The organism is Aeromicrobium sp. JP4 (assembly GCF_054957925.1).
The window spans coordinates 930,514-943,731 of record NZ_CM143290.1 but is presented as its reverse complement, the minus strand read 5'-3'; the positions used below and the strand labels follow the sequence as shown (position 1 = coordinate 943,731).

The window sequence follows — 13,218 nt, the reverse complement described above, 5'->3', positions numbered from 1 at the left end:
CGAGCGCCAGCGAGTGAACGATTCCACGCTTCACATCGCGTCATCGGCCTACCGTGCCCTTTCCGTGGCGGTGGCGCGATGACCGTCATCAGCTTCATCTCGGCGAAGGGGTCGCCGGGCGTCAGCACGGCGGTCATGGGGCTGGCCGCGCGCTGGCCCAACCCCGTCGTGGTCGCCGACCTCGACCCGGTCGGCGGCGACGTCGCCATCCGCGAGCGCGACGTCGACGACAACGCGCTCGACGAGCAGCGCGGCCTGGTCTCGCTCGGCGCCGCGGTGCGTGCGGGCGACGAGGTCGACCTGGTCGACCACCTCCAGGAGACCAAGCACGGCATCGAGGTGCTCGTGGGCGCCTCCGGACCCCGCCAGGCCCAGAGCCTCGGCCCGGCCTGGCCCCACCTGCAGCGCACGCTGCGAGCGCACCGGGGCGGCGACGTCCTGGCCGACGCAGGTCGCTTCATCGCGGGTTCGCCGGCTGGCCCCGTCGTGGAGGGCTCCGACGCCGTGGTGTTCGTCGTCCGCTCCGAGATCGCCGCCGTCGCTCACCTGCGCGACCGCCTCGCCACCGTGCGCGAGCCGTGGGCGCTGGGCCGTCCCGGCTCCACCCCGGTCGGCGTCGCCGTGGTCGGTGACCCCCGCGACAAGCGCGCGGTCGACGACATCGGCCGCCTGCTGGCCGCCTCCGAGCTCGACGTCACGATGCTCGGCACGATCGCCTTCGACCCCAAGGTCGTCGCGCGGGGCGCCGCCTCGCCGTCGCGCGCCGTGCTGCGCTCCCTGTTCTCGCGGTCCCTCGTCGACCTGGTGCCCCGGGTCCGAGCGCTGGCCACCCCGTCCGCCGTCGCGCAGGAGATCTGATGGACCAGCAGCTGTTGCGCACCCTGCGCGAGGAAGTCGCCGACGCGCTCGCCCGCCAGCGTCGTGAGGACGCGGCCGCCGGCCTGCCCCAGATGTCGTCCGAGGACGAGCGCCAGTTCGCGCGCGCCATCATCGCGCGCGTCCTGGAGTCCTACGCCCGTCAGGAGATCGCCGCCGGTCGCGCGCCGCTCTCGGGTGCCGAGGAGGCCGAGCTGGCCGACGGCATCCACGCCGCGCTGTACGGCGTCGGTCGGCTCCAGCCGCTGCTGGACGATCCCGAGGTCGAGAACATCGACATCAACGGGTACGACAACGTCTTCGTCGGGTACGCCAACGGCGAGGAGCGACGCATGCCTCCCGTCGCCGAGAGCGACGACGAGCTCGTCGAGCTCGTGCAGGTCCTCGGTGCCTACTCCGGCCTGACCAGCCGTCCGTTCGACACGGCCAACCCGCAGCTCGACCTGCGCCTGCCCGACGGCAGCCGCCTGTCGGCGGTCATGGGCGTCACGCCGCGACCGTCGCTGTCGATCCGTCGCGCGCGACTGGCCCGGGTGTCGCTGGACATGCTCGTCGAGAGCGGCACGATGACGCCCGAGCTCGCGTCGTTCCTGTCCGCCGCGATCGCCGCGCGCAAGAACATCATGATCGCGGGCGCGACGAACGCCGGAAAGACCACGCTGCTGCGGGCGCTCGCCAACGAGATCCAGCCGCAGGAGCGCCTCATCACCGTCGAGCGCGCGCTCGAGCTCGGCCTGGGGGAGTTCCCCGACCTGCACCCGAACGTCGTCGCGTTCGAGGAGCGGCTGCCGAACTCCGAGGGCCAGGGCGCGATCCACATGTCCGAGCTGGTGCGCCGCTCGCTGCGCATGAACCCCAGCCGCGTCATCGTCGGCGAGGTCCTGGGCGACGAGATCGTCACGATGCTCAACGCGATGAGCCAGGGCAACGACGGGTCGCTGTCTACGATCCACGCGAACTCCTCGCTCGAGGTGTTCAACCGCATCTGCACCTACGCGATCCAGTCCGCGGAGCGCCTGCCCGCCGACGCCACGATGATGCTGATCGCCGGCGCGATCGACTTCGTCATCTTCGTCGAGCGCCGCAACGAGTTCCAGAGCGGTGGCGGCCTGCGCCGTGTCATCACGTCGGTGCGTGAGGTCAACGGCGTCGACGGTCGCGTGCTCTCCAGCGAGGTCTTCGCCGAGGGTCCCGACGGCGTGGCCCACGCGGCCGCGGCGGTCAGCTGCATCGAGGATCTGCAGATGCACGGCTACCGGCCCAACGCCTACGAGGGTCAGGCGTTCTGATGATCTCCCTCGCGCTGATGGTGACGCTCCTCGGCGCCGTGATCGGCGCCGGGATCCTGCTCGTCGTGGTCGGCATGTCCGAGTACGACGAGCCGGCGCCCCGTCGCCCCGGCGTCTCCCTGCGCGACCGCGTGCAGGGCAGCGCCCGCCGTGCGCTGCTCGGCGGTGCCGCCGGCCTCGTCATCCTGCTGCTCACCGGGTGGCCTGTCCTGGCCATCTCGGTCGGCGCCCTGGTGTGGTTCGCGCCGATGCTCTTCGGTGGCCTGGCCAGTGAGAAGCGCGCGATGGCCAAGCTCGAGGGCCTCGCGGCCTGGACCGAGTCCCTGCGCGACACGATCGCCGGTGCGGTCGGCCTCGAGCAGGCCATCCCCGCCACCGCCTACGCGGCGTCGCCCGCGATCAAGCCCGCCCTGATCCGGCTCACCGACCGGCTGCGCGTGCGCACGTCGCTCTCGACGGCGCTGCAGGGCTTCGCCGACGACATCGACGACCCCAGCGCCGACCTCATCGTGGCCACCCTGATCCTCAACGCGCGGTTGCGCGGCCCGGGCCTGCGCGAGGTCCTGACCTCGCTGGCGAAGTCGGCCCGCGCCGACCTCGACATGCGTCGCCGCATCGCGGCCAGCCGCTCCAGCACGCGACGCAGCGTCCAGATCGTCATGGGCATCACGGTCGCGTTCGTGCTGTTCCTGTCGATCTTCAACCGCAGCTACGTCGAGCCGTACTCCACGCCGATCGGCCAGATCGTGCTGCTCGTCGTGATCGGCCTGTTCGCCGCCGGCTTCATCTGGATGCGCCGCCTGTCGGAGTTCGAGACGCCCGAGCGCTTCCTGCTGTCGAAGGAGGCGTCGTGATCCTCATCCTCATCGCCGGGGCCCTCGCCGGTGCCGGTGTCTGGCTGCTCTTCAGCCGCTCGCCCTCCTTCAGCGCCACCGCCGCGTCCGAGCTGGCACGGCTCGACGTCCAGCGCCGGCGCGGCGGCGTGCGCCCCTCGCAGGCCTCGCTCGACGAGGACGAGTCGCGCACCCTGCGATTCGGCACGGCCGCCACGGCCTTCCTGAACGATCGCGGCATCGAGCTGCCGGCGAGCATCCGGTCCGACCTGGCCGTCGTCGACCGCTCGGTCGAGAGCCACCTGGGCTCGACCCTCGTGGCGGCGATCGTCGGCGCCTTCGCGCCCGCCCTCATGCTGTCGCCGTTCATGGTGGCCGGCTGGGTGAGCCCCGTGCTGCCGTTGTGGCTGGCGATCCTGGGCGCGCTCGGCGGCGCCGTGCTCGCCCAGCTGCAGCTGCACTCCGAGGCCACCGACCGTCGTCGCGACTTCCGCCATGTCGTCAGCGCGTTCCTCGACCTCGTGTCGATGAACCTCGCCGGTGGCCGCGGCGTTCCCGAGGCACTCTCGGCCGCCGCGGGCGTCAGCCAGGGCTGGGGCATGGTCCGCCTGCGCGAGACCATCGAGAACGCCCGGCTCCAGGGCATCACGCCGTGGGCCGCGCTCGGTCGCCTCGGCGACGACATGAAGGTCGAGGAGCTCCGCGACCTCGCCGCCGCCCTCGCCCTCGTCGCGGAGGACGGCGCCAAGGTGCGCGACTCGCTCACCGCCCGCGCCTCGTCCATGCGCCAGCGCGAGCTGGCCGACTCCGAGGGTCGCGCCCAGGAGCGCTCCCAGTCCATGCTGGTCGCACAGCTGCTGCTGGCCGCCGGCTTCCTCGTCTTCCTGATCTACCCGGCGCTGTCTGGCATCGCCGGGCTCTGAAACCACCGCACCGAAGGAGAAGCACATGTTGAACCCCGCACTCGGTTACCTCGTCACGATGCTCGGTGGCCGCCTGGACAAGGCGCGTCGCGAAGAGGGCGCGTCCGCCGTCGAATGGGTCGTCATCGCCGCCGTGCTCGTCACGGTCTGCGGCATCATCGGCGTCATCCTCACCCAGGCGCTCCAGGGCGAGGCCAACGAAATCGGCAACAACATCCAGAACCCCTGATCTGATGCGTTCTCGGGCACGGGACGAGCGGGGGGCCAGCGCGATCGAGCTGGTCCTCTACACGCCCCTGCTCATGATCGCGATGATCATCACGATCCAGTTCGCGCTGACCTACCTGGCGAAGCAGTCGGCGAGCGCGTCGGCCCGCGAGGCCTCCCGCGTCGCCCGCGTCACCGGCGACGCCGACCAGGGTCGCGCGAAGGGGATCTCCTCGGCCCAGACCCTGGGGCGCGGTGTCCTGCGCGGTCCGCAGGTCACGGTGGTCCGGGACGGCGACTTCATGCGCGCCACCGTCTCGGGCCGGGCCAACCAGCTGCTGCCCTTCATCGGCTCGCCGCGCGTGGAGGAAGTCGCGCGGGGCCGGATCGAGGAGTTCGAGGAGGACGTGCCGTGATCGGCCGGCTACGAGAGCGCGAGCGCGGCTCGATGTCCGTCGAGGTCGTGCTGATGGTGCCGATCCTCGTGATGTTCCTCATGCTGGTGCTGGCCGGCGGCCGCTACGTGGCCGTCCGCGCCGACATCGAGTCGGCGGCGCGCGACGCCGCCCGGGCCGCTTCGTTCGAGCGCAGCCAGTCCGAGGCGTTCTCGGCGGCCTACGCCGCGGCCAACGCCAGCGACGTGGACGACCGGTTCTCCGAGTGCGTGGTGTCCGACATCACCGGCTCGTTCGAGGCCGGCGGCGTCGTCGAGGTGTCGGTGCGGTGCCGTGTCTCGAACAACGGACTGGGATTCATCGGGCTGAACGGCAGCGATGACTTCGAGGCCAGCAGCAGCGCCCCCATCGACCGCTACCGGAGGTTCGGATGAGCAGGAGAGAGCAGGGCGGAGCCACCATCTTCGTGCTGAGCATGTCGCTCGTGCTGATGCTGTGCGCCGGTCTGGTGGTCGACGGCGGCATGGGCATCAACGCCCGGATGCGCGTCGCGGACGACGCCGAGCAGGCGGCCCGTGCCGGCGCCAACGCGGTGAACGTCGACCAGCTGCGCGGCGGTGGATCGCTCGCGGTCGACCCGGGCCTCGCCCGGCTGTACGCGCAGGACTTCCTCAGCGCGCGCGGCTACCCCGCCGCCCAGTTCTCCATCACGGTCAACGCCAACACGGTCGCGATCGAGGTGCGGGACACGAGCGAGACCACGTTCCTGAAGCTCATCGGCATCAACGAATACCCGGTCACGGCGCGAGCCACCGCGACGGCCGCCACCTCATGACCTCGACGAGGAGCCACCCATGACTGAACCCACGACCACACCGGACGCGAGCCGGTTCGAGTCGCTCGCGCCCGCCCCGGTGGAGGAGTCCTCCTCCGCTGCCGCGCGGGCCGGCTCGGCGCTCGCCCTCGTGGCGCTGCTCGTCGGCCTCCCCGTCGCGCTGCTGCTGCTCGGCGGCGCGCCGCCGATCCCCACCGAGCTGCCGAGCCTGCGCGACCTCGCCCGCCAGCTGAGTCCCGAGGACCTCGTGTCGGTGCTCGTCGGCATCGTGTGGCTGATCTGGCTCGTCTTCGTCATCTGTGTCGTGCTCGAGGTCATCGCCACCCGCCGCGGTGGACTGGCCCGCACGGTGCCGTTCGCCGGGCCGCTGCAGCACCTCGCGCGTGCCCTCATCGGCGGCCTGCTGGTGACCGGCCTGGTGGCCGGCCCGGCGGCGAACGCCTCGGGCCCGTCCGAGTCCGACATCGCGCCCCAGACCGGCGCGGTGGCCACCGCCGTCGTGGAGGCCGTGACGCCGGCGCCGGAGGAGAAGCCCACCGTCGCCGACAAGATCGAGAACCGCCTCGAGGGCGAGCTCGTCTACACCGTGAAGGCGCCCAAGGACGGCTACCACGACAACCTCTGGGACATCGCCGAGCGCCACCTGGGCGATGGCTTCCGCTACAAGGAGATCTACGAGCTCAACAAGGACAAGGTCCAGCTCGACGGCCGCAAGCTCGAGCTCGCCCGCCTGATCCAGCCCGGCTGGCAGCTGGCCATGCCCGGCGACGCCGTCGGCGTCGACCGCATGCCGGTCGAGCAGGCTCCCGTCACCCCGGCCCCTGCGGGCTCGCAGGGCGGCGGTGGCAGCAGCAGTGCCTCCGGTGCCGGGGGAGTGGAGTCCGACTCCACCGCCCAGGCTCCCGAGTCCACCGCGTGGTGGATGGGCGCCGGCCTGCTGGCCAGCGGCCTGCTCGCCGCGCTCGCCGTGGCGCGTCGTCGCCGGCCCGGTGGCGAGCCCGACGAGGCCGCGCGCGAGACCGAGGCCGACCTGCGCCTGGCCGCCGACCACGAGCGCGCCGCGTCGCTGCAGACCGCGCTGCGCCACCTCACCCACGCCTGCGCGCACGCGGGCGTCGACGTCCCGTCGGCCTACGCCGCGGTCGTCGGACACGACGAGGTCGTGCTGCACCTCGCGCCCGCCGTTCCCGAGGCGGTCGAGGGTTGGGAGGCGCTCGAGGACGGTGCCGTCTGGCGCCTCGCCGAGGACCTCGCCACGCTCGAGGCCCCCGAGGACGTCGAGCCCGCCTACCCGTCGCTGGTCAGCCTGGGCGTCGACACCGAGGGCCGCGACGTCCTCGTCGACCTCGCGTCGTCCGGCGGCCTCATCACGGTGGGCGGCGACCTGCACGTCAGCGCCGAGGTCATCACGTCCCTGGTCCTGCAGGCCGCGGTCAGCCCGTGGTCGCGCTCGGTCCGGGTCCTGGCCACGGGCCTGCCTGCCGCCGTCGCCTCGGTCGCCGAGCGGGTCACGCTCGTCCCCGACGTCGAGACCGCGGCGTCCGAGCTCGAGGCCTCCCGCGCCGACGACGTCCTCACCGGACGCCGTCGCGAGGACGCGCTCACCCTGCTGGCCGTCGGCACCTCCTCGCCGGGCTTCGCGCTGGAGCGCCTCGCCGGCGTCGCGGGTGCGAACCCCGGCACGGCCGCGATCGCGGTCGGCGACCACGACGCCGCGCGCTGGCGCCTGCACGTCGACGAGCACGGCACGCTGCACGTCCCGCAGCTCGGCCTGGCCGTCACCGCCAACCGCATCGGCTCGCACCACGCCGAGTCCGTGGCCGCGCTGTTCGCGTCGGCCGGCCTCACCACGCGCCCGGGTGACGACAGCGACCGCGTCGCGATCAGCCTGCCGCGCCGCGACGCCGACGACGCGGCGTGGCTCACCGCCACCAGCCGGGTCGGCATCCTCGGCTCCGTGATCGTCGACGGCCCGGGCGAGCAGGCCGAGCGTCGCGCCACCGTGCTCACCGAGATCATCGCCTTCCTGGCGCTGCACCCCGAGGGCGTCCACCCGACCGTGCTGGCCGGCGCCGTGTGGCCGCTCGGCGTCACGCCCGAGGTGCGCGACGCCAACATCGAGCGCGCTCGCGTGTGGCTCGGCTCCGACCGCGAGGGGCACCACCGCGTGCGCGAGAGCCTTGACGGCCGCCTGTCCCTGGGCCCCGACGTCGTGTGCGACTGGGACGCGTTCCGCCACCTGGTGATCGCGAGCCGCCGGGCCGAGTTCCCGCGCGACGAGATCGACCTGCTGCGCCGGGCGCTCAAGCTCGTGCGTGGTCCGGCCTTCGAGGACGCCCCGCGCGGACGCTACGCCTGGTCGGCCACGCTCGGCCTGTCGCGCACCGTCGGCGAGCTCGTGATCGACGCGGCGCTGCGCCTGGCGACCCTGCTGCAGGACGGCCGCGACCCGGCCGGCTCGGCGGCTGCGGCCGGCGCGATCCTGCGGATCTACCCGACGCACGAGGAGGCCTGGCGGATCATCCTGCGCGCCCGTCACGAGACCGGCGGCACCGCCGGCGTCGCCGCCGCGGTCGAGCAGCTCCTGGTCGCGCTCGACGGGGAGCCGATGGATCACACGACCGCCACGCTCGTCGACGAGCTGCTGCCCCAGGGCGGGTCGCAGGTCTCCTGACGCCGAAGCTCGGTGATCGAGTAGCTCGTGAGCGCAGCGAGCGGCGTATCGAGATCAGTCGCGTGACGGCGTGGTCTCGATACGGCCGGCTCGTTCCTCGCCGTGCCACTCGGACCACCGGCCGGTGATCGAGTAGCTCGCGAGCGCAGCGAGCGGCGTATCGAGATCACGCAGGCCCCGACCCCGACGGCCCGGGGCGGCTCTCGTGCGGCCCCATTACGCTGGAGACGATGACCCCGACCCCCGATCGCGTCTACCTCGACCACGCGGCCACCACCACGATGTGGCCCGAGGCCGTTGAGGTGATGCACGACGAGCTGCAGCGCACCGGCAACCCGTCGAGCCTGCACGAGGCCGGCCGCCGTGCCCGCCGCGTCGTGGAGGAGTCGCGCGAGTCGATCGCCGAGCGCCTGGGCGCCCGCCCCAGCGAGGTCGTGTTCTGCTCGGGCGGCACCGAGGCCAACAACCTCGCGATCAAGGGGCTCTACTGGTCGCGCCGCTCGGCCGATCCGCGCCGCGACCGCGTCGTCTTCAGCTCGATCGAGCACCACGCCCTGCTCGACCCGGTCACGTGGCTCGCCGCGCACGAGGGCGCCCGCATCGACGTCACGCCCGTCGACCGCCAGGGCCGCGTGCGCATCGACGCGCTGCGCGAGTCCATCGAGTCGAGTCCCGAGGACGTCACGGCGATCACCACCATGTGGGCCAACAACGAGATGGGCACGATCCAGCCCGTCGCCGAGGTCGTCGAGATCGCGCGCCAGTACGGCATCCCGGTGCACTCCGACGCCGTCCAGGCCGCGGGCTACCTGCCGCTCGACTTCGCCGCCACCGACCTCGACGCGATGACCGTCACCGCGCACAAGCTCGGCGGCCCCGTCGGCGTCGGCGCGCTGGTGATCCGGCGCGAGGTTGAGGCGACGCCGCTGCTGCACGGCGGTGGCCAGGAGCGCGACCTGCGCTCGGGCACGGTGGGCGTGGCGCTCATCGCCGGCTTCGCCACCGCGCTCGAGCTCACGGTGCAGCGCCAGGCCGAGAACGCGACCCGCATCGAGGCACTGCGCACGCGGCTGGTCGAGGGCATCGCCCGCGTCGTCCCCGAGGCCGTCGTCAACGGCGACCCGCTGCCCGGGCCCGCCCACCGGCTGCCGAACATCGCCCACGTGACGTTCCCCGGCTGCGAGGGCGACGCCCTCCTGATGCTGCTCGACGCGCAGGGCATCGAGGTCTCCACCGGCTCGGCGTGCCAGGCCGGCGTGCCGCAGCCCAGCCACGTGCTGCTCGCCATGGGCTTCGACGACGCCGCCGCCCGCGGCTCGCTGCGCTTCAGCCTGGGGCACACGTCCACCGAGGCCGACGTCGATCGCCTGATCGAGGTGCTGCCGGCCGTGCACGAGCGGGCCCGCACCGCCGGACTCGTCCGGAGCCGCACCCGATGAGGCTCATCGCCGCGATGTCCGGCGGCGTCGACTCGGCCGTGGCGGCCGCACGCGCCGTCGACGCGGGCCACGACGTCACGGGCGTGCATCTCGCACTCAGCCGCAACCCGAAGTCCTACCGCACCGGTGCCCGCGGCTGCTGCTCGATCGAGGACGCCGGCGACGCCCGCCGGGCCGCCGACGCGATCGGGATCCCGTTCTTCGTGTGGGACATGAGCGACGAGTTCGCCGACGAGGTCGTGGACGACTTCATCGCCGAGTACACCGCCGGCCGCACGCCCAACCCGTGCCTGCGCTGCAACGAGAAGATCAAGTTCGCCGCCGTGCTCGAGCGCGCCGTCGCGCTGGGCTTCGACGGCGTGGTCACCGGCCACTACGCGCGCCTCGTGACGTCCGAGGGCACCGCCGGCGAGGTCGTGGAGCTGCACCGCGCGGTCGACCACGGCAAGGACCAGTCCTACGTGCTCGGCGTCCTCACGCAGGACCAGCTCGCCCGCTCGGTCTTCCCGCTCGGCGACGACCCGAAGTCCCTCGTGCGCGAGGAGGCGGCGCGCCGCGGGCTGCAGGTGGCGAACAAGCCCGACAGCCACGACATCTGCTTCATCTCCGACGGCGACAACGCCGGCTGGCTCGCCGACAAGCTCGGTCCGCGGCCCGGCCCGATCGTGGACGAGACGGGTGCCGAGGTCGGCGCGCACGACGGTGCCTACGCGTTCACGATCGGCCAGCGCAAGGGCCTGCGGCTCGGTGTCCCGGCAGCCGACGGCAAGCCGCGCTTCGTGCTCGACATCGAGCCCGTGTCCGGCACCGTCACGGTCGGCCCGCGCGAGCACCTCGCCATCGACGCGATCGAGGGGATCAAGCCGCTGTGGTGCGACGAGCCGCCCGTCGGCCCGCTGGCGTGCACCGTGCAGCTGCGCGCCCACGGCGACGAGCACCGGGCCACGGTCACGGTGGACGGCGACGTCGTCCGGGTCGAGCTGGCCGACCCCGCCACGGGCATCGCCCCGGGCCAGGCCTGCGTGATCTACGAGGGCACGCGCGTCGTCGGCTCGGCCACGATCGCGCGCACCAGCCGTACCGTCGCCGCCTGAGGGAATCCGCGCGGTCCCGGCGACGTTGACCCGAGCGTGTGGGACAGCATCGTCATCGGAGCCGGTCAGGCCGGGCTGTCGACCTCGTTCCACCTCCACCGCCTCGGCGTGAGCCACCTCGTCCTCGACGCGAACGCGCGACCGGGCGGCGCGTGGCAGCACCGCTGGGACGCACTGACGATGTCCGACGTGCACGGCGTCGCCGACCTGCCCGACGCGCCGCTTCCGGCGACCCACGGGCCCGAGGCCGCCAACACCTTCGTGCCGGCCTACTTCACCGACTACGAGACGCGCAACGACCTGCCCGTCGTCCGGCCCGTGGTGGTCCGGGCGGTGCACGACGAGGGCGAGGCGCTGCGGATCGAGGCCGAGGACGGCCGGACGTGGCACGCCCGCACGATCGTCAACGCGACCGGCACGTGGCGGCGCCCGTTCGTCCCGTACTACCCGGGGCGCGAGGACTTCGCGGGTGAGCAGCTGCACACGGTGGAGTTCGGCGACGTCGAGCGCTTCCGGGGGCGCCGGGTCCTCGTCGTCGGTGGCGGGGCGTCGGCGGTGCAGTTCCTCGGCATGCTGCGACCCCTCACCGAGACGCTGTGGGTCACCCGCCGCGAGCCGGTGTGGCGCACCGACGAGTTCGACCAGGACGCCGGCCGCGAGGCCGTGGCGCTGGTCGAGGAGCGGGTGCGGCAGGGCCTGCCGCCGCGCAGCGTCGTCAGCGTCACCGGCCTGATGCTGCGCCCGCAGGAGCAGGAGGCGGCCCGCCTGGGTGCCTACGAGCGACGACCGATGTTCAGCCGGATCGAGCGTGACGGCGTGCGCTGGGCCGACGGGACGTTCGAGCCCGTGGACGTGATCCTGTGGGCCACCGGATTCCGCCCCGACGTCGAGCACCTCGCCCCGCTCGGGCTCCGCTCTCCGCTCGGCGGGATCCAGCTCGGCGACACCACCTCGACCTCGACCACCGCTGTGGCGGATCCGCGCGTGCAGCTCGTCGGGTACGGCCCGTCGGCGTCCACGATCGGCGCCAACCGGGCCGGCCGCGTGGCCGCGCGTGCGGTGGCGCGCCGTCTGGACCAGGCCGGGGCTCAGGCCAGCTGACGCTCGAGGACCAGGTCGTCCTCGGTGTGCCCGCCCACGACGAAGCGCCGCTCGCCGACCACCTCGAAGCCGTGCTTGGCGTAGAACCGCTGGGCGCGGGCGTTGCGGCCGTTCACCCCGAGCCACACGCTCGCTGCTCCGGCCTCGCGGGCGGCCTCCACGACCGCCTCCATGAGCCGGGTCGCGACGCCCGTGCCGTGGGCGGCCGGGTCGGCGTAGCACTTGCTGAGCTCCACGGTCGGGCGCTGCCGCACGACGGCCGCGAGGTGCTCGTCGTAGGGCTCGCGCGCGAAGGTCAGGGTGTAGCCCGTGAGGGTGCCCACGTCGTCATGTGCCACCAGGACCTCGGCCTCGTCGGCGGCGAGATACTGCTCGAACCGCTCGGGCGAGAGGTGCTCGGCGATGAACGCCGCCATGCTCTCCTCGGGCATGCCGGGCGGGCAGGCGAGGGGGAAGGTGCGGGCGGCGAGGTCCGCGAGGGCGGGGACGTCGTGGTTCGTGGCGGGTCGAACGGTCACCGGATGATTCTCACACCGGGGCGTGGGGGATGATCGTGGGCATGCGCGCCACGGGGATCGGATCGATGCCGGGCGACGAGTTCACCCCGGTCGCCAGGTACGTCGTCGAGACGTTCGGCGCCGACGGGATCGTCTTCGTCCCCGAGCTGCCCGGCCGCGGGGCACCCTCGGCGATGCTCGGTCGCACGCTCGGCATCCTGCCCCTGCCGATCGACCTGCAGCCGGCGGGCTGGCGGCTCGCGCCGGGCGAGGGGATGGACCAGCGCCGGGCCCGTTCGGCCCTGCGTCAGGACCTGGACGTCCTGGAGGAGCTCCTCGCCGGACAGTCGGTGACGCTCAAGCAGCAGCTGACCGGTCCGCTCACGCTCGCTGCGACCGTGGAGCGACCCCGAGGGGACAAGGTCGTCTCCGACCACGGCGCGCGGCGCGAGCTCGCCGAGGCGCTGGGTGCGGCGGTGGGTGACCACCTCGCCGAGCTGCGCCGTCGCTTCACCGGCGACCTCGTCGTGCAGGTGGACGAACCCGCCATCACCGCCGTGCTGGCCGGCAGCATTCCCACGGCCAGCGGGTTCGGGCGGCACCGCTCCATCGACGCGCCCGTGGCCGACGCGCTACTGCGGCCCGTCGTCGGGGCCATCCGCGAGGCGGGGGCGCGTCCCGTCGTGCACACCTGCGCGCCCGACGTGCCGGTGTCGCTGCTGGCCGGCGCGGGGTTCGAGGCGATCGCGTTCGACCTCTCGCTCGCCGAGCCCTCCGACGTGTGGGCGCAGGTCTTCGAAGCCGGCACCGACCTGTGGTTCGGCGGCGAGGGCGCTGCCCCGATCGAGGAGTTCATGGGTCGCCTCGGCTTCGCGCCCGAGTCGTTCGCCGGCCGCGGCGTCGTGACCCCCGCGTGCGGCCTCGCCGGGCGATCGCCGGCCGACGCCCGCCAGGCCCTCGAGCTGGCCGCCACGGCCGCCCGCTCCTTCGGGTGATCCCGACACGCGGGCTCTTCGCGTTCGGCGTGATCTCGATACGCGGGCTCGTTCCTCGCC

Annotated in this window: 14 protein-coding genes; 13 read left to right on the top strand and 1 reads right to left on the bottom strand. The window is 73.2% G+C overall.

Translation table 11 applies throughout. The features are described 5' to 3' along the window. Window positions 1–78 precede the first annotated feature (78 nt). The 12 genes from ACY1JX_RS04625 (at window position 79) to ACY1JX_RS04570 (ending at window position 11,666) form a co-directional block, all read left to right on the top strand. Window positions 79–858, top strand: a complete 780-nt coding sequence (locus ACY1JX_RS04625; RefSeq protein ID WP_286929689.1) for a P-loop NTPase family protein — start codon at window positions 79–81, stop codon at window positions 856–858. Continuing rightward, the gene (locus ACY1JX_RS04620) at window positions 858–2,165 is read left to right on the top strand and encodes a CpaF family protein (protein WP_462565357.1); all 1,308 of its coding nucleotides are present in this window, start codon (window positions 858–860) and stop codon (window positions 2,163–2,165) included. The genes ACY1JX_RS04625 and ACY1JX_RS04620 overlap by 1 nt, the downstream gene beginning before the upstream one ends. Beyond that, window positions 2,165–3,019 (top strand): type II secretion system F family protein, encoded by an 855-nt coding sequence (locus tag ACY1JX_RS04615; RefSeq protein WP_181755365.1) that lies wholly within the window; start codon window positions 2,165–2,167, stop codon window positions 3,017–3,019. The genes ACY1JX_RS04620 and ACY1JX_RS04615 overlap by 1 nt, the downstream gene beginning before the upstream one ends. Beyond that, the gene (locus tag ACY1JX_RS04610; RefSeq protein WP_462565356.1) at window positions 3,016–3,921 is read left to right on the top strand and encodes a type II secretion system F family protein; all 906 of its coding nucleotides are present in this window, start codon (window positions 3,016–3,018) and stop codon (window positions 3,919–3,921) included. Before ACY1JX_RS04615 ends, ACY1JX_RS04610 begins: the two co-directional genes overlap by 4 nt. Before the next feature lie 25 nt (window positions 3,922–3,946). Then, a complete protein-coding gene (locus tag ACY1JX_RS04605) occupies window positions 3,947–4,150 on the top strand; it encodes a Flp family type IVb pilin (RefSeq protein WP_078698530.1) in 204 nt (67 codons plus the stop codon). A gap of 4 nt (window positions 4,151–4,154) precedes the next feature. Beyond that, window positions 4,155–4,544 (top strand): TadE/TadG family type IV pilus assembly protein, encoded by a 390-nt coding sequence (locus ACY1JX_RS04600; RefSeq protein WP_181755367.1) that lies wholly within the window; start codon window positions 4,155–4,157, stop codon window positions 4,542–4,544. Then, a complete protein-coding gene (locus tag ACY1JX_RS04595; RefSeq protein WP_286929692.1) occupies window positions 4,541–4,957 on the top strand; it encodes a TadE/TadG family type IV pilus assembly protein in 417 nt (138 codons plus the stop codon). Before ACY1JX_RS04600 ends, ACY1JX_RS04595 begins: the two co-directional genes overlap by 4 nt. Continuing rightward, window positions 4,954–5,358 carry a Tad domain-containing protein gene (locus ACY1JX_RS04590; protein WP_181755368.1) on the top strand — a complete coding sequence of 135 codons (405 nt, stop codon included), beginning with the start codon at window positions 4,954–4,956 and terminating at the stop codon, window positions 5,356–5,358. Before ACY1JX_RS04595 ends, ACY1JX_RS04590 begins: the two co-directional genes overlap by 4 nt. Window positions 5,359–5,377: 19 nt before the next feature. Continuing rightward, a complete protein-coding gene (locus ACY1JX_RS04585) occupies window positions 5,378–8,032 on the top strand; it encodes a BTAD domain-containing putative transcriptional regulator (protein WP_462565355.1) in 2,655 nt (884 codons plus the stop codon). 230 nt (window positions 8,033–8,262) lie between these two features. Continuing rightward, window positions 8,263–9,471, top strand: a complete 1,209-nt coding sequence (locus ACY1JX_RS04580) for a cysteine desulfurase family protein (protein ID WP_462565354.1) — start codon at window positions 8,263–8,265, stop codon at window positions 9,469–9,471. Then, on the top strand, window positions 9,468–10,565 hold the full coding sequence (mnmA, locus tag ACY1JX_RS04575) for a tRNA 2-thiouridine(34) synthase MnmA (RefSeq protein ID WP_462565353.1): 1,098 nt from the start codon (window positions 9,468–9,470) through the stop codon (window positions 10,563–10,565). The genes ACY1JX_RS04580 and mnmA overlap by 4 nt, the downstream gene beginning before the upstream one ends. A gap of 36 nt (window positions 10,566–10,601) precedes the next feature. Further along, window positions 10,602–11,666 carry an NAD(P)-binding domain-containing protein gene (locus tag ACY1JX_RS04570; protein ID WP_462565352.1) on the top strand — a complete coding sequence of 355 codons (1,065 nt, stop codon included), beginning with the start codon at window positions 10,602–10,604 and terminating at the stop codon, window positions 11,664–11,666. Here the strand turns inward: ACY1JX_RS04570 and ACY1JX_RS04565 are convergent. Next, window positions 11,654–12,184 (bottom strand): N-acetyltransferase family protein, encoded by a 531-nt coding sequence (locus tag ACY1JX_RS04565; RefSeq protein ID WP_462565351.1) that lies wholly within the window; start codon window positions 12,182–12,184, stop codon window positions 11,654–11,656. The genes ACY1JX_RS04570 and ACY1JX_RS04565 overlap by 13 nt on opposite strands. Before the next feature lie 41 nt (window positions 12,185–12,225). On the opposite strand from ACY1JX_RS04565, the gene ACY1JX_RS04560 reads away from it, so the two are divergent. Next, on the top strand, window positions 12,226–13,158 hold the full coding sequence (locus ACY1JX_RS04560; RefSeq protein ID WP_462565350.1) for a uroporphyrinogen decarboxylase/cobalamine-independent methonine synthase family protein: 933 nt from the start codon (window positions 12,226–12,228) through the stop codon (window positions 13,156–13,158). Window positions 13,159–13,218 lie beyond the last annotated feature (60 nt).

What these genes read in the sequence shown, in the direction of transcription:
- ACY1JX_RS04585 (WP_462565355.1), top strand. Translation starts at nt 5,378, where the DNA reads ATGACTGAACCCACGACCACACCGGACGCGAGCCGGTTCGAGTCGCTC.
- ACY1JX_RS04615 (WP_181755365.1), top strand. Translation starts at nt 2,165, where the DNA reads ATGATCTCCCTCGCGCTGATGGTGACGCTCCTCGGCGCCGTGATCGGC.
- ACY1JX_RS04580 (WP_462565354.1), top strand. Translation starts at nt 8,263, where the DNA reads ATGACCCCGACCCCCGATCGCGTCTACCTCGACCACGCGGCCACCACC.
- ACY1JX_RS04620 (WP_462565357.1), top strand. Translation starts at nt 858, where the DNA reads ATGGACCAGCAGCTGTTGCGCACCCTGCGCGAGGAAGTCGCCGACGCG.
- ACY1JX_RS04600 (WP_181755367.1), top strand. Translation starts at nt 4,155, where the DNA reads ATGCGTTCTCGGGCACGGGACGAGCGGGGGGCCAGCGCGATCGAGCTG.
- ACY1JX_RS04605 (WP_078698530.1), top strand. Translation starts at nt 3,947, where the DNA reads ATGTTGAACCCCGCACTCGGTTACCTCGTCACGATGCTCGGTGGCCGC.
- ACY1JX_RS04560 (WP_462565350.1), top strand. Translation starts at nt 12,226, where the DNA reads ATGCGCGCCACGGGGATCGGATCGATGCCGGGCGACGAGTTCACCCCG.
- mnmA (WP_462565353.1), top strand. Translation starts at nt 9,468, where the DNA reads ATGAGGCTCATCGCCGCGATGTCCGGCGGCGTCGACTCGGCCGTGGCG.
- ACY1JX_RS04625 (WP_286929689.1), top strand. Translation starts at nt 79, where the DNA reads ATGACCGTCATCAGCTTCATCTCGGCGAAGGGGTCGCCGGGCGTCAGC.
- ACY1JX_RS04590 (WP_181755368.1), top strand. Translation starts at nt 4,954, where the DNA reads ATGAGCAGGAGAGAGCAGGGCGGAGCCACCATCTTCGTGCTGAGCATG.